Raw genomic sequence first — 17,365 nt, 5'->3', positions numbered from 1 at the left:
TCAGACGCGGAGCGGGCGGCCTCGGGTTTCCGGCCGATCAGGCCGGGACGGTGCACTCGAAGGCGTGCAGGTACGCGTTGACCGGACGGATCTCGCCGATGACGAGCCCGGCGTCCGTGAGCCGCTCCACCATGCTCTGCCTGGTGTGCTTCGCGCCGCCGACGTTGAGCAGCAGGAGCAGGTCCATGGCGGTCGTGAACCTCATCGACGGGGTGTCGTCCACGAGGTTCTCGATGACGACGACGCGGGCTCCGGGCCGCGCCGCCTTCCGGAGGTTCGCCAGCAGCCTGCGGGTGCTGTCGTCGTCCCACTCCAGGATGTTCTTGATGATGTAGACGTCGGCCTGGACGGGGACGTCCTCGCGGCAGTCGCCGGGCTCGATCCGGACCCGGGAGGCGAGCGAGCCGCCCTCCCGCAGCCGGGGATCGGCGTTGCCGACCACCGCCGGCAGGTCGAGCAGCGTGCCGTGCAGCGCCGGGTGCTTCTCCAGGAGGCTCGCCAGGACGTGGCCCTGGCCGCCGCCGATGTCCGCGACGGAGGAGGCCCCGCTCAGGTCGAGCAGTTCGGCGACGTCCTCGGCCGACTGCCTGCTCGACGTCGTCATGGCCCGGTTGAACACGTACGCGGACTCGGGCGCCTCCTCGTTGAGGTACGAGAAGAACTCCCGCTCGTACACGTCCTCGAAGACGTTCCGGCCGGAGCGCACCGCCTCGTCGAGCTTGGGCCAGACGTCCCAGGTCCAGGGCTCGGTGCACCACAGCGCGATGTAGCGCAGGCTGTGCGGGTCGTCCTCGCGCAGCAGACGGGACATCTCGGTGTGCGCGAAGGTGCCGTCGGACTGTTCGGTGAACACGCCCTGGCAGGACAGGGCGCGCAGCAGCCGCCGCAGGGTCCGCGGTTCGGTCTTCACCGCGGCCGCGAGGTCCTCGACGGTCATGGGCGCGTCGCCCAGGGCGTCGGCCACGCCCAGGCGGGCGGCCGCGCGCACGGCGGCGGCGCACGCCGCGCCGAAGACGAGTTCTCTCAGCCGCATGGGCGGCGGGGGAGCGGATGCGGCGGATTCGACGGTCGTCATCTGTTTCGCCTTGCCTTTGCTGTCGTGCCGTACGGGTGGGGGAGGGGGAGGGTCAGCACATGCCCGCGGGCTCGGAGACGCCGCAGGTGTTGCCGCGGAAGGTGTTGGTCTTTCCGGTGTCCCGGTCGGCCAGGTCGGCGGCGCCGTTGCGCAGCGCCACGTTGTCGCGGATCTCGATCCGCTCGTTGGGGACGCCCACGAAGCTCTTGAACAGCACGATGCCGCCGGACAGCGGCGAGCCGCCCACGTTGTCCTCGACCCTGTTGTGCGCGACGACGGTGTCCTCGGCGCCGGTGAGCACGATGCCCGAGCCCTGCAGGGCGGGCAGGCGCGGGGTCTTCGGGCACAGCTTGTTGTTCTCGTGGACGTGGTTCTGTCGCACGGTCATCGCCCCGGCGCGCGGCGTGGACTCGTCGCCCACGACGAACACGGCGGCGCAGTTGCCGGTCGCCTCGTTGTGGTCGACGGTCAGGTTCCGCAGCCGCCGCACGGTGATGCCGATGCGGTTGCCGGAGACGCGGTTGCCGCTGACGACGGTGCCGTGGGTGTCGGTGGCCCCGCCCTCCTCGGTGACGGTGTTGGCCAGGAAGATCCCGGCGTCCCCGTTGTTCCGGGCGGTGTTGTGCCGCAGCACGCCGCGGACGGAACGCTCCTGGGCGATGCCCCAGGTGCCGTTGGACTCGGCGGTGACCCCCTGGACGCGCAGGCGGTCGGTCCACTTGGCCCACAGGCCGTTCTTGGCGAAGCCCCGGAGGGTCAGCGAGCGCACGGTCACGCCCTGGACGGGGCGGGCCTCGGTGCCGGTGACGCAGACGCCGTTGCCCGCTCGGGCGCAGGCGTCGGTGCCCGGGGCGGCCGGGGGCGCGATGACGGTGGGGAAGACGCTCGAACCGCGGAGCGTCAGGTGCGGGGTGGTGATGCGGACGCTCTCGCGGTACGTGCCCGGGGAGAGGAGGATCGTGTCGCCGGGGCGCGCGGAGTCCACGGCCTTCTGGATCGATTCGCCCGGCTTCACGCGGTGCACCGACCAGCTGTCGGCCGACGGCGCGGCGGCGCCGAGACCAGAGGCCGTGAGGGCCGCGGTGCACGCCAGGAGGGCGATCTGTCGTTTCGTCATATCGCGAAGTTATGAGCGGGTGTTCCGGCCCGCCACCGCTGATCCCCCGGCCGGGACGGGGCGGGCGGAGGGCCTCGGCGGACGGGCGTACCGGCACTGGGCCGTTCGCGTGCGGGGCGAGATCACCCGTGGGGCGGTACGCCCACCGCGGTGACCTGCTGCGACGGGTGCGGCCGACGACGGCCGTGAGCCCGACCGGAGGACGGCCGAACGCGCTCCCCGCGTTGCGGGGGCCGCGCAACGGCCTTTGCCTCGTGCACGGAGCACAGCACGGGTGCCGCGCGAAGGAGCCGGCCGGAAAGCTCCACCGAAGGAGAGAAGCATGCGTCGCGCACGTACCGGTCTGCAGGTCAGCCTGATCGTCGGCGCCGTCGTCCTGTCCGCCCCCACGGCGCTCGCCGCGCCCGGGGAGTCCGATGTCCGCATCACCCCCCTGAACGCCTCGCCCGGCACCACCGTCACCGTCTCCACCACCGCGTGCGGCAAGGAGACCTACGGCAAGGGGGAGTCGGAAGCGGGCGGTCGGTTCCACCTCCTGCCGGGCGACCGGCCGGGCGTCCTGGTGGGCCGGTTCGTCGTCCCGGAGGGCGCGGCCGCCGGCACGGACACGGTCACCCTGAAGTGCCCGCCGCGGATCAAGCAGACCGTCACGTACCAGATCTCCGGCCGGCCCCACGGCGGGGTCGAGGCCGGCTTCGGCTGGGCGGCCGGAGCGGCGGGCCCCGCCGGAAGGCCCGTGGCGGCCGCCCCCGTCGGAAAGTCCGTGGCGGCCCCCGCGGGGGAAGCCACGACGGACTCCGCGCGCGGCCCGCTCGTCCTGGGCGGTGTCCTGTTGGCCGGTGCCGCGGCGGCCGGGGCGGTCCGGCTGCGCCGGCGTACGAGGGGAGCCCGTATCTCTGTCTGATCATCGAGGAGCTGTTCCTCGACGGGGAGTGGCCGCCATCCGGACGTCCGGGTGGCGGCCACTCCCTTGTGTCACGTAAGCCAGAACGTGATCGGTTTATTGCATTTTCAATGCGGTGATTGGTCGTTTTTATCTCCATGGAATGACCGGTGGAGGCTGTCCCTCCAGCAAGGTCACATGGCGAACCCGAACTGACTATGCTCCCCGATGTGTTGCGGAGCGCTCACAGCGAGTCATGAACGCTGCGAGCGCACGGACGGAGCGCGGCCGCGAGGAAAACGGCCATCGACGCGATCTCGAAGCGAACCGTCGGCGCATCGCATCACCTCAGTCCGTTCATTTCAGACGGTTTAGGGACCCCTTGATGGTTCGTGCAGGTTCAATTTCCAGACCCCGGCCGACCGCCGTCGCCCGGGTATGGCTCCTCCCTCCCGGAGTTCTGGCCGCGGCCTCCGTCACGGCGCTGCTGCTCTGTCCCGCGCCGATACGGACACCGATCGCCTGGTGCGGACTCGCCGCGGTCCTCCTGACGGCCCTCACCTCCGCCACCGCCGCGCGCCGAACCCGCGCGGCCGAAGCGGACCGCCACACCCGGGCGAGCGCCGAGGCGACGGAGCGGCACGCCCAGCGCGAGGCCGAACTGCTCGGACGCCTGGCCGACCAGCGGGCCGCCGTCTCCTGGCTCGGCGAGGAGCTCCTGCCCGCCGCCGTCGCCCGTCTCCAGAAGGGCGACCCCGCCTCGGAGATCCTGGCGGCCATCACCTTCGGGAAGCACCTCGACCCCGACTACACCGAGGCGCTCAAGGGGGCCATGCGGACCTTCCTGGAGGCCGTGGAGGCCGAGGAGCACACCCGGGACGCCTCCCAGCGGGCCCTGGTGGCGGTCGCGCGCCGGGTCCAGGCGATCGTGCACCAGCTCGCCAAGGACCTCCACGCCATGCAGATCCTGCACGGCACGGACCTCGTGGTCTCCCGCGGCCTGCAGAACGTCGACCACCGGAACGCCCTGATCGGCCGCCTCGCGGCCAGCATCGCGGTCCTCGGCGACGCCCGGCCCGGCCGCCAGTGGTCCAAGGCGATCCCGCTCTACGACGTCCTGCGCGGGGCCATGTCGCGCATCGTCGACTACCCCCGGGTGAAGCTGACGTCGATCGCGGAGGTGGCGGTGATCGGCCCCGGCGCCGAACCGCTGATGCACCTCCTCGCCGAACTCCTGGACAACGCCACCACGTTCTCGCCGCCGCACACCCCCGTGGAGGTGACCGCGAGCGAGGTGCCCTCCGGCATCGCCATCGAGATCGAGGACCGCGGCGTCGGACTCACCGAAGAGGTCCGGCAGCGCGTCGAGCGCGTCATGGCGCAGTCGCAGAACAGCATCAACCTCTCGGGCCTGGGCGAACTCACCCAGCTCGGTCTTCCGGTCGTCAGCCGGCTGGCCCGCGAGCACGGCTGCGAGGTCGACCTGCGCACCTCCGCCTACGGAGGCGTACGGGCCGTGGTCCTCGTCCCCCGCAACCTGATCACCACGGTCCCGCCGTCCGCCCTGCGGATCCCGGACATCGCCCGGAGGCGTGCGGGCGGCGGCCCCGTCCTGCCCCGGCCGACCCCGGCGCCCGACGCCACGGGCTCCGGCGAGGTCGGGAAGACCGCCGGCGGACTCCCGCAACGACGACGGGAGTCCCCCGTGCTCCCGCAGCGACGACGCGAGTCGCCCGTCCCCACCCCGGTCGTCCAGACGGGGCCCGCGCCCGCCGATCCGGCGGCCTCCCGGGGCACCTCCGCCGGAGCCCGCCAGCCGGGCCTGATGTGGGAGGCGTTCAACGGCGACAAGCGAGGCGACAGGAGAGCGGTCGCCGAACCTTCCCCTTCCCCCAGCGAACCGTCAGATGAGGACGAGTAACATGCAGCCACTGCCGAACATGGACTGGATGCTCACGGAGCTCGCGAACAGCGTCCCGTACGTGCGACACGTGGTCCTCCTGTCGTCGGACGGCCTGTGCATCGGGAAGGCGAACACGGCCCCCGACGCCGCCGACGCGATCGCCGCCGCCTGCTCCGGCATCCAGAGCCTGGCGCGGGCCATCGCGCAGATGTTCCCGGAGGGGGACGGGTCGACGCGGATGGTCGGGATCGAGGCCGACGGCGGCTACTTCTCCCTGATGGCGGCCGGCCCCGGGGCCTATCTCGCGGTCCTCGCCGACCAGGAGGTGGACGCTGGGCTCCTCGGCGACCGCATGCGGACGCTGGTGATCCGGATCGGTCAGCACATGACCAGCCCGCCCCGTGAGGACGTCGGGCAGGCGATGTGACATCGGAGAACCAGGATCCCTGGAATGAAGGCACACCCGTTCCGCTCTACGTCATTACCGGTGACCCGGACTCCGTGGCCAAGTCCTTCAACCTGGTCACCCTCATCGCGACGAGGTCCGAGCCCGACCCCGCCATGCAGCCCGAGCACGCGGCCATCCTCTCCCTGTGCTCCTACCCGCTCTCGGTGGCCGAGGTCTCCGCGTACCTCAGCCTCCCCTTCAGCGTCGTCACCGTGCTGCTCTCCAAACTCGTCGAGGAGGAACGGGTCGAGGCGATCGCGCCCGTCCCCGTGGCGGCCTACCCCGAACGCGGCCTGCTGGAGGCGGTGATCCATGGACTACGCAAGCTCTGACGTCCTCGACGTCGGCCGGCGCGACACCGACCTGCTGCTGCCCCACGGTGCCAGGGGGGTCAAGGTCGTCGTCGTCGGCGGCTTCGGGGTCGGCAAGACCACCATGGTCGGGGCGGTGAGCGAGATCCCGCCCCTGACCACCGAGGAGACCATGACGCAGGCGGGCGTCGGGATCGACGACAACCCCGGCGCCAAGGACAAGAAGACCACGACCGTCGCGATGGACTTCGGACGGATCAGCATCAACGAGGAGCTGATCCTCTACCTGTTCGGCACCCCCGGACAGGAGCGCTTCTGGTTCCTGTGGAACGGCATCTTCGAAGGCGCGCTCGGCGCGGTGGTCCTCGTCGACACCCGCAGGATCGAAGTCTCCTTCGAGGTCATCACCCGGCTCGAGGACCGCCGCGTCCCGTTCGTCGTGGCCGTCAACGCCTTCCCGGAGGCCCCGAAGTACCCCGTAGCAGACCTCCGCACCGCTCTGGCCCTCAGTGAGACCGTGCCCATCGTCACCTGTGACGCACGGGACCGGGCGTCCTGCCGCGACGCCCTGCTCTCGCTGATGGGCTACCTGTGCACCCTCGCCGCCGCCCAGGAGACCGCATGACCGTCCCGCCCACCGAACACGCCCCCGCGCAGCCCGGGGCCGTCCCGCCCCCGGGCTGCCCGGCCCACATCGCCGACGGCCCCGGCGGGGCCACCCGACTCTACGGCCCCGCCGCGGAGACGGACCCCATGGGCCTCTACGAGAAGCTGCGCGCCGCCCACGGCCCGGTGGCGCCCGTCCTGCTCGACGGCGACGTGCGCGCCTGGCTCGTCCTGGGGTACCTGGAGAACCGCGACGTGGCCAGCCGCCCGACCCAGTTCTCCCGCGACCCCCGCGTCTGGCACGGCTGGCGCAGCGGGGAGATCGACCCCGCCACCTCCCCGCTCATCCCGATGATCGGCTGGCGCCCCGACTGCGTCTGCGCGGACGGCGAGGAGCACCAGCGGCTGCGCGGCGCCGTCACGGCCGGCCTCGACCAGTTCGACCACCGGGGCGTCCGGCGCCACATCACCCGCTTCGCCCACCAGGTGATCGACACCTTCTGCGAGAACGGCGAGGCGGAACTGGTGGAGCAGTTCACCGAGGCCGTGCCCATGCTCACCCTCAGCCATCTGCTCGGGATGTCCGACGAGGACGCCCCCAGGCTCGTGCACGCCGCCCGTGACCTGTTCAAGGCCACCGAGACCTCGCTCGCCAGCAACGCCTACGTACTGGAGTGCCTCGAAAAGCTCGTCGCCGAGAAGCACGCCCGGCCGGGACACGACATCGCCTCCGCGCTCCTCGCCCACCCCGCCGGCCTCACGGACGAGGAGGTCCAGCACCACCTGCGGCTCATCCTGCTCGCCGGCTACGAGACGACCGCCAACCTGATGTCGAACGTGATGCGCATGGTCGTCACCGACCCCCGCTTCCGCGGTTCGCTGGCGGGCGGCCAGATGACGCTGCCCGAGGCGGTCGAGCAGGTCCTCTGGGACGAGCCGCCGCTCATGGTGTGCCCGGGCCGCTGGGCCAACGGCGACACCACCCTCGGGGGACAGCAGATCAAGGCGGGCGACATGCTCCTCCTCGGTCTGGCCGCGGGCAACGTCGACCGGACGATCCGCCCGGACTCCGCGACCCCCGTGCACCACAACCGCGCCCACCTCTCCTTCAGCGCCGGCACGCACGAGTGCCCGGGCCAGGACATCGGCCGCATCATCGCCGACGCGGGCATCGACATCCTGCTCACCCGGCTGCCCGACATCGCGCTGGCCGTCCCCGAGGAGAGCCTCAGCTGGCGCTCCTCCACCTGGGCCCGGCACCTCACGGCCCTCCCCGTGACCTTCGCCCCGCGCCCGCCCCAGTCCGACGACCTCCCGGCCCCGCTCCCGGCCCCGCCGCCCCAGAGCAACGGCAGGCCCGTGCCGCCCCCGCGGCCGGTGCCCGCCCCCGGGACGGCACGAGGGCCCGAGCCCCGCGCCTCCTGGCTGACGCGCCTCAGGCGCCTCCTGCGCGGGAGGTAGGCCCGCGCCGGGAGCACCCCGCTGCCCTCACCCCGGGAACGGCACGTCCCCGGAGGCGTAGCGGGGTGCTCCGGTGTACCAGGCGTGGAGGCCGGAGAGGAAGCCGCAGGCTCCCCCGAGCCAGGTCTCCAGCTCGGCCCGCTCGTCGCGGTCGAGGCCGGAGTTCCTCACGAGCGGCGGGAGTTCGCTCCGCCGGAGGTGCTCGAAGTCCCGCAGCCGGGCGTTCACCAGGTTCAGGGCGGCGGGCACGGCGTCGTGGAGGTCGATGCCCAGGGAGGTCCCGACGACCAGGACCAGGTTGTTGACGTCCTTCTCCTCGTGCACCTCCCTCTCGTAGGACGCGATGTCGTTCGCGAGTCCCATGAAATCCATGAAGGCGTCGAGCAGGGCGCGGACGGTCCGGGTGTGCCGTATCCGCTCGGGTATGCGCGCGCCGGTGGCCAGTTCCACGGAGTAGGGGGCGGTGTAGGCGGCGAAGCTCTCCCGGCGGAACGGGGCGTAGTCGATCAGGTGGGGGACGCGGCCGCTGCGGCTGTTGGCCAGTTCCTCGACCCCCGCGTCGACGTACCGCATCAGGGCCCGGTTGAACTCCGTCCGCCAGTGCGCCAGCCTCGGCGGGAAGAGCTGCTGCTGCAGGTCGGCGATCCCCCGCTCGACGGCGTTCGTCGGCTCGGGCAGCCGGGCGCCGCGCTCGGGCCGCAGGAAGGCGTGCAGCCGGGCGGTGAAGGCCCGGGCTCCGGGAAGGTCCCCGGTCTGCTTGAAGGCGGCGGCGAAGTAGTCGTCCCAGGCGAGGGCCCAGATGTTGAACCGGTGGTTGAGCCGTAAGGCCTCGAAGGAGGCGTCGGGAAGGGTCCATGCGGTCAGCTGGTCGACGGTCATGGCGTGGAACTTCGACCGCGTCCATATCGGGGTGCGCGCCCGGGGCCACCGGTCGTCGTCCAGCATCCCCATGCCGCGCGCCCAGGACTCGCTCTCCTCGTGCAGGGCCGGGAGATACGGATTCACCCGCAGCGCGTAGGGCATCCACAACTGCGGCAGCTCGACGGCACGCACGGTCATGGGACCGACCTCCTTCTCACTCCGGCCCGCATCGCTGTGCCGCGAGGCCGGACGATGCCCGGTCCACGGCTCTGCAAACCTGCCCACCAGAGACGACCGGAAACCGTTCAACTAACCGAGATCGGCGATCAGTTCGGGTTCACTCGCGAAACACAACGGACCCTCCGGTGACCGGCGCCAGACGTGTCACAGCGGCTGGGCGGGCCAGTTCAGGAGCCGGGCGCCGATGACGGCCGTCTGGAGGGTGTAGCGCTGGACGGGATCACCGGGATCCGCGCCGGTCAGACGGTGGATGCGGTCGAGGCGGTACGTCATGGCCCGCACGCTGAGACTGAGGCTCCGGGCCGCCTGCGCGGTGACGCATCCGCTGTCGAAGTACGCCGTGAGCGTGTCCAGGAGGGGTTCGGCGCCGCCCCGGGCCTGGCGGAGCGGGCCGAGGACGGTGCCCACGAGCTCGGCCATGGCCTGCCGGTCGCGGGTGAGCACGGGGTAGACGAGGAGGTCGGCGGCGTACAGGACCGGATTGTCCAGGTCCATCCGCTCGGCCAGGGCGAGGGCGTTGAGGGCCTCCTCGTAGGAGTGGACGACGCCCCCCGCGCCCGGATGCGCGCGGCCGATCGCCACCCGGCCGCCGTCGGTCGCCGCGTACGCCTGCTTGGCGAAGTGGGCGAGGACCTCGGGCTCGTCGGCCGGGGCGACGCAGATCAGCCGCCCGTCCTTGGTGGTGAGCAGGATGCGGCGGTTGCCGAAGCGGGCGGTGAGCGAGGACTCGACGGTACGGGGGACCGCGTAGCCGTCGCCGTACGGCTCCGGGCCCTGGGCGACGGCGACGGCGTGGGCGTGGGAGAGGAGCAGCCCGAAGCGCTCGGCCCGCTCCGCCAGCCGGCCGAGGTCGCTGCGGCCGTTGAGCAGGTCGTCGATGAACTCGCGCCGCGCCGCCTCCTCCTGGCGTATCGCCAGGTACTGGGCCCGCTCGTGCCCCTCGGCGAAGGCGTCCACGGCCTGCTCGACGGCGCTGAGCAGGTGCTCGGCGGCGGCCTGCGACAGACCGGGACGCACCCGCCGCGCGGTGGAGAGATGGGCCCGGACGAGGGCCCGCAGCCCGATGCCGGCCTCGGCGGCCCGCTCCCCGAGCGCGCCCAGGGCCTCGCGCTCCTCACGGGTGAGCCTGCGGCGGGTCGCGCACATCCCCGCCAGGATCTCGGCGTACCCCTCCAGGTACTCCTCGGCCGGCTCCCTCTCCGTCATGGATCCCCCCGTTCCCGACGCGTCCCCGACACGTTCTCGACGCGCGGTGATCAAGGGTGACATGCCCCTCCCCGGGGTGTGCGACCGGCATCGGAAAGACGCCGAAGACTGCCGGATCACGGCAATGCCGGACGGGTGACCAAGCCTCAGGATGGCCCCACGGGAGGGCATGGGCGTCGGCCCGGTGCCGGGAGACAGAAAGCGGACGGGGTTTCTCATGGATGCCATCACCGGAGGCGCCGGCGTGCTGATCGCCGTCGTCCTGCTCGTCGCCGTCGTCCTGCTCCTCGCGGCCGGCCGGCTGTTCCGCAAGGTGGAGCAGGGCAAGGCGCTGATCGTCTCCAGGACGCGCAGGGTCGACGTCACCTTCACGGGGCAGATCGTGCTGCCCGTCCTGCACAAGGCCGAGGTCATGGACATCTCGGTGAAGACCTTCGAGATCTCCCGGATGGGCAGGGACGGGCTGATCTGCCGGGACAACATCCGCGCCGACATCCGGATCTCCTTCTTCGTCCGGGTCAACAAGACCGTCGAGGACGTCGTCAAGGTCGCGCAGGCCATCGGCACCGACCGGGCCAGCCACAAGGAGACCCTGGAGGAGCTGTTCCACGCCAAGTTCTCCGAGGCCGTCAAGACCGTCGGCAAGCAGCTCGACTTCACCGACCTCTACACCAAGCGCGAGGAACTGCGGTTCCGGATCATCGAGCTCATCGGCATCGACCTCAACGGCTACCACCTGGAGGACGCCGCCATCGACTACGTGGAGCAGACGCCGCTGAGCCAGCTCGACCCCGGCAACATCCTCGACGCCCAGGGCATCCGCAAGATCACCGAACTGACGGCCGTGGAGAACATCCGGACGAACGAGTACCGGCAGAACGAACAGAAGGAGATCACCCGGCAGAACGTCGACGCCCGCGAGGCCATCCTGGAGCTGGAGCGCCGTCAGGCCGACGCGGAGATCAAGCAGCGGCGGGAGATCGACACCTCCCGGGCGCGCGAGGAGGCCGAGACCGCGCGCGTGGTGGAGGAGGAGCGGCTGCGGGCGCAGAGCGCCTTCCTCAGGACCGAGGAGCAGCTCGGCGTCCAGCGCGAGAACCAGGCCCGCGAGGTGGCCGTCGCGCAGAAGAACCGCGAGCGGGTCATCGCCGTCGAGAACGAGCGGATCGAGAAGGACCGCCTCCTGGAGGTCATCGCCCGCGACCGGGAGACCCAGCTGACCCGCATCGCGGCCGACAAGGAGGTCGAAGCCGAGCGCCGCGAGATCGCCGAGGTGATCCGGGAACGGGTCGTGGTGGACCGTACGGTCGCCGAGCAGGAGGAGTCCATCAAGCGGCTGCGTGTGGTCGAGGAGGCCGAGCGCACCCGGCAGGCCGTCGTCATCGCCGCCGAGGCGGAGGCGCAGGAGAGGCTGGTCAAGGACATCAAGGCGGCGGAGGCGGCCGAGCAGGCCGCCCTCCACCGGGCCGCGGAGGAGCTCACCCTGGCGGAGGCCCGCACCAAGGCGGCCGACCTGGACGCCCGCGCCAGGATCCGCCTCGCCGAGGGCATCCAGGCCGAGGCCGCAGCCGAGGGCCTCGCGGCCGTGCGGGTGCGGGACATGGAGGCCGACGTCGTCGAGAAGTCCGGCCGCGCCGAGGCGGAGGCCACCGAGGCCCGGCTGCGCGCCGAGGCGGCCGGGGCCCGCGAGAAGGCGCTCGCCGAGGCGGCCGGCACACGGGAGAAGGCGCTGGCCGAGGCCACGGCGATCGGCGAGAAGCTGAAGGCCGAGGCGGCCGGTCTGACCGAGAAGGCGGCGGCGATGGCCGCGCTGGACGAGGCCTCCCGCACCCACGAGGAGTACCGGCTGCGCCTGGCCGCCGAGAAGGAGATCCGGCTCGCCGGGCTCGACGTCCAGCGGCAGGTCGCCGAGGCGCAGGCCACCGTCCTCGCGGCCGGTCTGGAGCACGCCGACATCGACATCGTCGGCGGGGACTCGGTCTTCCTCGACCGGCTGGTGCAGTCGATCGCGCTCGGGAAGTCCGTGGACGGATTCGTGGACCACAGCCGGACCGCGCAGGAGCTCGCCGGCCCCTGGCTGAACGGCTCGGGCTCCTTCACCGAGGACCTCGGCAAGGTGCTGGGCTCGCTGTCCACGACCGACGTGCAGAACCTCAGCGCCTCCGCCGCGCTCCTCGCCAAGGTCGTGAACCCCGGTGCGCCCGACGCCCGGATCCCCGGCCCGGCCACGCCGGCGCCGAGGGAGACGGCGGCGCTGAACGGCGCCGCCGGGAACTGACCGCAGGGGAACCGACCGCACGAGGAGCGGTCGCAGAGGGTCCGGTGCCGGCAAACGGGGGAGTTGGCGGCACCGGACCCGTACTCACCACCGTACAAGGAGCGGGACGAGATGGGTGCCGGAATCGACGAGGACACGTACACGGTCTTGCGCGACCGGCTCGCGGCACGGGCCGCCGAGCTGGCCAGGCGGGCCGGAGCCCTCGACGAGGAGCGGATCGCGGCCTTCGGCTCCGGCGAGCTCGCGCTCACCGCCACCCGCCGCGTCGACACCGGCCGCCCCTGCGTGCCCCAGGACGTCGTCGCCGTCGGCGACGTCCTGCTCCTCGGCTCCCGGCCCTCCGGCACGGGCGCCTCCGAGGTCTCGGTCGCCGACGTCCTCACCCTCCACGACCGCGACCTGAACGCGCTGCCCCCGGAGGCGGTCCCCGGACTCCTCGACGACCCCGCCTTCGTACGGGAGTTCTCCGCGCTGCACCGCTACTACCGGGGCGCGCGCCTGATCCGGCTGCGCCGTGTCGAGGACCGGCTCCTCGCCGTCTTCCGGACGGGGGAGCGGAGCGACGACCTGCGGGTCCTGCGCTGGTCCGTCGGGCCCGCGGGCGAGGTGCGGTTCCTCGACGCCCGGGGCGAACGCGACCACGTCCTCCCTCCCTCCGACGACCTCGCGTGGGTGGAGACGACCCGCGACGACCACGTCCCCGGCCGGCACCCGCACATCTCGCTCGGCGGCCGCCTGTTCGTCTCCACGGTCGGCGGGGCGCTGACGGTCAGGACCGACGACGACACCGACACGGCCGGGAGCGTCCACACGGAGCCGGTCGACGAGCCGCTGCAGTCCCTCGCCGACGCCGAGGTGGCCTACGCCGTCGTGGGCGCACTGGTCCTGGTGCGCGTCCGCCCCTACAAGGAGGACGTCCGCCACCTCGTCCTCAACACCCTGACCGGCGCCGTCGTCAGGCTCGACGCCATAGGACAGGCGTGCCTGCGGCTGCCCGAGGACGAGGGGATCGTGTTCCCCGGCGGCTACTGCCTCGCCTCCGGCGCCGTGAGGACCTTCGACACCGACACGACGGGGCAGACCTACGACCGGACGGTCCGCTCGCCCGACGGTGAACACCTCCTCTTCGTCTTCCGTGCCCCCGCGGAGGGCCGGACCCTGCTCCTCCCGTACGCGCCCATCGGCAAGGAGATCGCGACCCCGCTCCTCTGCCGCGGACACGCCCTGCTCGACGACGGGACGATGGCCGTGCTCCGCGACGGGTCCGGCGAGCCGGGCCGCGCCCACCCGGTGCAGATCTGGCGCACGCCGTACGTCTCCGACACCCACCGGCGCCCCGCGGGGAACGGACCCCTGGCCCGCGTCGGCAACGCCGACCTCGTCCGGGGGATCGCCGACTGCCTCTCGATCGCCCGGCAGGCCACCGAGCCGACGCCCACCGCCGAGGCGTACGAGGCGCTCGTCGCCGCCTGCGTACGGGCGGGCGACGTCCACCACTGGCTGGGCGACCCGGACACCGGCGACCTGGGCACCCCCCTGGCCGAGCTGCGGGCCGTCGCCGCGCAGGTCCTCGACGAGTTCGGCACCGTCACGGCGCTCACCCGGCAGGCGGCCGAGGCCCTCGCCGACTCCGCCCGGGAGATCGGCCGCCTCGCCCGGCGCATTCGGAGCGAGGCGCCCGCCACGGCCGGGGAGTGGATTTCCCGCATCGCCGAACTCCGCACCGCACAGGGGCACTTGGAGACCCTCAGGGACATGCGGTACGCCGACACGGCGGGCATCGACACCCTCGCCGCGGACGTCGAGGCCGACATCGTCTCCGCCGTCCGGCGGGCCGTCGCGTTCCTCCGGGGCGAAGACGCCTTCACCGCCCACCGCGCCGAGGCCGAACGCCTCGCCACCGAGGCCGGGGCGCTCGCCACCGTCGCCGAGACCGGCCCGGCCGGCGAACGGATCGACGCCCGCGCCCACGAACTGCGCACCCTCGGCGAGGTCATCGCCGGCCTCGACGTCGGCGACGCCACCGTCCGCGCCTCGATCCTGGCGCGCGTCGCCGACGTCCTGGGCGCGCTCAACCGCGCCCGGGCCCGCCTCGCCGCCCGCCGCGCCGAACTCCTCGACCAGGAGGGGCGGGCCGAGTTCGCCGCCGAACTCGCCCTGCTCGGCCAGGCCGTCACCGGCGCCCTGGCCGCCGCCGACACCCCCGACCGCTGCGCCGAACAGCTCGGCCGGCTCCTGCTCCAGCTGGAGCACCTGGAATCCCGCTTCGCCGGGCACGACGGCTTCCTCGCCGTCGTCGCCGAACGGCGCACCGAGATCCACGACGCCTTCACCGCACGCGGACAGTCCCTCCAGGACGCCCGTGCCCGCCGCGCCGCGCGCCTCGCCGGCTCGGCCGCCCGGCTCCTGGAATCCGTCGCCCGGCAGGCGGCGAACCTGACCGACCTGGACGAGGTGCACACCTACTTCGCCTCCGACCCCATGGTCACCCGGGTCCGGCGCATCGGCGACGAACTCCGGGAGCTCGGCGACCGGGCCAGGGCGGAGGAACTGGAGAACCGCCTCGGCGCCGCCCGCCAGGAGGCCGGGCGGGCACTGCGGGACCGCGCCGAGCTGTTTTCCGAGGGCGGCGACACGATCCGCCTCGGCCGGCACCGCTTCGCCGTCACCCGGCATGCCCCCGAGCTGACCCTCGTACCGCACGAGGACGCGGACGGGGACGCGGACGGGGCCGAGAGCGACGGCGGGAGCGGGGGGACCCTCGTCCTCGCCCTGACGGGAACCGACTACCGCGCACCCGTCACCGACCCGGCCTTCGCCGCCACCCGTCACCTCTGGGACCGGACCCTGCCCTCCGAATCGCCCGAGGTCTACCGGGCCGAGCACCTCGCCGCGCGCCTCCTGGCCGAGCACGGCACGGACCGCCTCGCCGGAGCGGACCTCGGCGCGCTCGCCCGGCAGGCCGCCGAGGCCGCCTACGACGAGGGGCACGAGCGCGGCGTCCACGACCACGACGCGGCGCTGATCCTGGAGGCGCTGCTGAAACTCGACGAAGGCGCCGGACCGCTGCGCCACACCGGGACGGCGCGCGCGACCGCCCAGCTCTTCTGGGCGTCCGCCACCGCCGAGTGCCGCGAGCAGTGGACCCACCAGGCGGTCGCGCTGACCCGGGCCCGGGACCTCTTCGGCACCGACGCGGCCCTCGACGGGCTGAGGGAGGAGCTCGCCGAAGCGACCGGGGACCCGGCGGCGGCCGCGTACCTGACCGACGAACTCGCCTCGGGCCCGGCGGGCTTCGCCGTCTCCGGCGCGGCCCGCGCCCTCCTCGCCGCCTTCCGCCGCACCGCCGGCTCCTCCGCCTACGACGACGCCCTCGCCGCCCTCACCGGGCCGGACGCACGACGCCGGCTCGTCGAGGCCTGGCTCGCCTCGTACGCGTCGGCGTCCGGGGAACCGTACGACCCGGGGGTGCTCGCCGAGGCCGTCGCCGTCGAACTGTGCCCGGGGCTCGACCGCTACGAGGTCGACGCCCCGACCACGGCCACGGTCACCGGACTCCTCGGCGAGCACCCCCGGGTCCGGGCCCGCTCGCTGGAGCTGCGGCTCGACGAGTTCCTCGCCCGGACACGGCGGTTCGCCGCCGTCGACGCTCCCGCCTTCCGCGCCCACCGGCGGCGGCGGGCGGAACTCCTCGCCGCCGAGCGCGTCCGCCTCCGCCTGGACGCCCACCGCCCCCGGGTCACGTCGTCCTTCGTCCGCAACCGGCTCGTCGACGAGGTCTACCTCCCGCTCCTCGGCGACAACCTCGCCAAGCAGCTCGGCGCCGCCGGAGCCGCCGGGCGCGGCGACTCCCACGGCCTGCTGCTGCTCCTCTCCCCGCCCGGCTACGGCAAGACCACCCTCGTCGAGTACGTCGCCGAACGCCTCGGCCTGCTGCTCGTCAGGGTCGACGGTCCCGCCCTCGGCCGGCGGACGACCTCCCTCGACCCCGCCGCGGCACCCGACGCCGCCGCCCGCCGGGAACTGGAGAAGATCGCCTTCGCCCTGGCCGCCGCCCACAACGTCCTGCTGTACGTGGACGACATCCAGCACACCTCGCCGGAGTTCCTGCAGAAGTTCATCCCCCTCTGCGACGCCACCCGGACCCTGGACGGCCACGACCTGCGCGGAAAACGCTTCGCCGTCTGCATGGCCGGAAACCCGTACACCGAGTCCGGGCGCTCCTTCCGCGTACCGGACATGCTCGCCAGCCGGGCCGACGTGTGGAACCTCGGCGACGTGCTGACCGGCAAGGAGGAGGCCTTCGCGTTCAGCTTCGTCGAGAACGCCCTCACCTCCCACCCGCTCCTCGCCCCGCTCGCCGGCCGCGACCGCGCCGACCTGGAGCTTCTCACCCGGCTGGCCGCCGGGGACCCGGCCGCACGCCGCGACCGGCTCGCCCACCCCTACGCCCCGGCCGAACTCGACCGGGTCCTCGCCGTCCTCCGCCGTCTCCTCACCGCCCGGGAGACCGTCCTCGCCGTCAACGCGGCGTACATCGCCTCCGCCGCCACCGCCGACGAGGCCCGCACCGGACCGCCGTTCCTGCTCCAGGGGTCGTACCGTACGATGAACAAGATCGCGGCCCGCCTCTCGCCCGTCATGGACGACGCCGAACTCGCCGCCCTGATCGACGACCACTACACCGCCGAGGCCCAGACGCTGACCACCGACGCCGAGGCCAACCTCCTCGAACTCGCCGCGCTGCGCGGCACCCTCACCCCGGCCCAGTCCGCGCGCCGCACGGAACTGGACGCCGCCCGCACCCGCGCCCGCGCGCCCGGGGACTCCGGCGGCGACCCCCTGGCCCGCGCGGTCGACGCCCTCGGCCTGCTCGCCGACCGCATCACGGCCGTCGAGGCGGCGCTCACCCGCGCGACGGACGCGCCCCACCCACCACGGAACACCGCCGGAACCGGCGGAGGATGAGAGAGACG

General features: G+C 73.1%; 12 protein-coding genes. 8 read left to right on the top strand and 4 right to left on the bottom strand.

Going from position 1 to position 17,365, the window contains the following annotated elements; genetic code table 11:
- Positions 1-37: 37 nt before the first annotated feature.
- The gene (locus tag ACIGW4_RS01860; protein WP_398706698.1) at positions 38-1,075 is read right to left on the bottom strand and encodes a methyltransferase; all 1,038 of its coding nucleotides are present in this window, start codon (positions 1,073-1,075) and stop codon (positions 38-40) included.
- Between the two features lie 52 nt (positions 1,076-1,127).
- A complete protein-coding gene (locus ACIGW4_RS01855) occupies positions 1,128-2,192 on the bottom strand; it encodes a right-handed parallel beta-helix repeat-containing protein (RefSeq protein ID WP_359590323.1) in 1,065 nt (354 codons plus the stop codon).
- A gap of 322 nt (positions 2,193-2,514) precedes the next feature.
- Here ACIGW4_RS01855 and ACIGW4_RS01850 point away from each other — a divergent pair, with 322 nt between their 5' ends.
- From ACIGW4_RS01850 to ACIGW4_RS01825, 6 genes are all read left to right on the top strand, one after another.
- The gene (locus tag ACIGW4_RS01850) at positions 2,515-3,096 is read left to right on the top strand and encodes a sortase (RefSeq protein ID WP_398706700.1); all 582 of its coding nucleotides are present in this window, start codon (positions 2,515-2,517) and stop codon (positions 3,094-3,096) included.
- Between the two features lie 364 nt (positions 3,097-3,460).
- Positions 3,461-4,996 carry an ATP-binding protein gene (locus ACIGW4_RS01845; protein ID WP_399577802.1) on the top strand — a complete coding sequence of 512 codons (1,536 nt, stop codon included), beginning with the start codon at positions 3,461-3,463 and terminating at the stop codon, positions 4,994-4,996.
- A 1-nt stretch (position 4,997) separates the two neighbouring features.
- Complete coding sequence (locus ACIGW4_RS01840) at positions 4,998-5,405, top strand: roadblock/LC7 domain-containing protein (protein ID WP_260174617.1); 408 nt, start codon at positions 4,998-5,000, stop codon at positions 5,403-5,405.
- Positions 5,402-5,758 carry a DUF742 domain-containing protein gene (locus tag ACIGW4_RS01835; RefSeq protein ID WP_123457071.1) on the top strand — a complete coding sequence of 119 codons (357 nt, stop codon included), beginning with the start codon at positions 5,402-5,404 and terminating at the stop codon, positions 5,756-5,758. The genes ACIGW4_RS01840 and ACIGW4_RS01835 overlap by 4 nt, the downstream gene beginning before the upstream one ends.
- Positions 5,739-6,362 (top strand): ATP/GTP-binding protein, encoded by a 624-nt coding sequence (locus ACIGW4_RS01830; protein ID WP_359590317.1) that lies wholly within the window; start codon positions 5,739-5,741, stop codon positions 6,360-6,362. The genes ACIGW4_RS01835 and ACIGW4_RS01830 overlap by 20 nt, the downstream gene beginning before the upstream one ends.
- Positions 6,359-7,804 (top strand): cytochrome P450, encoded by a 1,446-nt coding sequence (locus ACIGW4_RS01825; protein ID WP_399577798.1) that lies wholly within the window; start codon positions 6,359-6,361, stop codon positions 7,802-7,804. The genes ACIGW4_RS01830 and ACIGW4_RS01825 overlap by 4 nt, the downstream gene beginning before the upstream one ends.
- A gap of 27 nt (positions 7,805-7,831) precedes the next feature.
- Here the strand turns inward: ACIGW4_RS01825 and ACIGW4_RS01820 are convergent, their stop codons facing one another.
- Together ACIGW4_RS01820 and ACIGW4_RS01815 are read right to left on the bottom strand one after the other, a co-directional pair.
- A complete protein-coding gene (locus ACIGW4_RS01820; protein ID WP_399577795.1) occupies positions 7,832-8,863 on the bottom strand; it encodes a hypothetical protein in 1,032 nt (343 codons plus the stop codon).
- Positions 8,864-9,049: 186 nt separating this feature from the next.
- Positions 9,050-10,111 (bottom strand): PucR family transcriptional regulator, encoded by a 1,062-nt coding sequence (locus ACIGW4_RS01815; RefSeq protein WP_398706706.1) that lies wholly within the window; start codon positions 10,109-10,111, stop codon positions 9,050-9,052.
- A 217-nt stretch (positions 10,112-10,328) separates the two neighbouring features.
- On the opposite strand from ACIGW4_RS01815, the gene ACIGW4_RS01810 reads away from it, so the two are divergent.
- Entirely contained in the window at positions 10,329-12,389 is a 2,061-nt protein-coding gene (locus ACIGW4_RS01810) for a flotillin family protein (RefSeq protein ID WP_399577793.1), read from the top strand.
- A 111-nt stretch (positions 12,390-12,500) separates the two neighbouring features.
- Positions 12,501-17,357 (top strand): DNA repair ATPase, encoded by a 4,857-nt coding sequence (locus ACIGW4_RS01805; RefSeq protein WP_399577791.1) that lies wholly within the window; start codon positions 12,501-12,503, stop codon positions 17,355-17,357.
- Positions 17,358-17,365 lie beyond the last annotated feature (8 nt).

This window comes from Streptomyces sp. NPDC053513 (assembly GCF_044544765.1).
In the GTDB taxonomy this organism is placed as follows: domain Bacteria; phylum Actinomycetota; class Actinomycetes; order Streptomycetales; family Streptomycetaceae; genus Streptomyces; species Streptomyces litmocidini.
The sequence above is the reverse complement of the archived record's forward strand: the minus strand, read 5'-3'. Positions and strand labels throughout refer to the sequence as shown.

What these genes read in the sequence shown, in the direction of transcription:
- ACIGW4_RS01855 (WP_359590323.1), bottom strand. Translation starts at nt 2,192, where the DNA reads ATGACGAAACGACAGATCGCCCTCCTGGCGTGCACCGCGGCCCTCACG.
- ACIGW4_RS01815 (WP_398706706.1), bottom strand. Translation starts at nt 10,111, where the DNA reads ATGACGGAGAGGGAGCCGGCCGAGGAGTACCTGGAGGGGTACGCCGAG.
- ACIGW4_RS01860 (WP_398706698.1), bottom strand. Translation starts at nt 1,075, where the DNA reads ATGACGACCGTCGAATCCGCCGCATCCGCTCCCCCGCCGCCCATGCGG.
- ACIGW4_RS01825 (WP_399577798.1), top strand. Translation starts at nt 6,359, where the DNA reads ATGACCGTCCCGCCCACCGAACACGCCCCCGCGCAGCCCGGGGCCGTC.
- ACIGW4_RS01820 (WP_399577795.1), bottom strand. Translation starts at nt 8,863, where the DNA reads ATGACCGTGCGTGCCGTCGAGCTGCCGCAGTTGTGGATGCCCTACGCG.
- ACIGW4_RS01805 (WP_399577791.1), top strand. Translation starts at nt 12,501, where the DNA reads ATGGGTGCCGGAATCGACGAGGACACGTACACGGTCTTGCGCGACCGG.
- ACIGW4_RS01840 (WP_260174617.1), top strand. Translation starts at nt 4,998, where the DNA reads ATGCAGCCACTGCCGAACATGGACTGGATGCTCACGGAGCTCGCGAAC.
- ACIGW4_RS01845 (WP_399577802.1), top strand. Translation starts at nt 3,461, where the DNA reads ATGGTTCGTGCAGGTTCAATTTCCAGACCCCGGCCGACCGCCGTCGCC.
- ACIGW4_RS01830 (WP_359590317.1), top strand. Translation starts at nt 5,739, where the DNA reads ATGGACTACGCAAGCTCTGACGTCCTCGACGTCGGCCGGCGCGACACC.
- ACIGW4_RS01810 (WP_399577793.1), top strand. Translation starts at nt 10,329, where the DNA reads ATGGATGCCATCACCGGAGGCGCCGGCGTGCTGATCGCCGTCGTCCTG.
- ACIGW4_RS01850 (WP_398706700.1), top strand. Translation starts at nt 2,515, where the DNA reads ATGCGTCGCGCACGTACCGGTCTGCAGGTCAGCCTGATCGTCGGCGCC.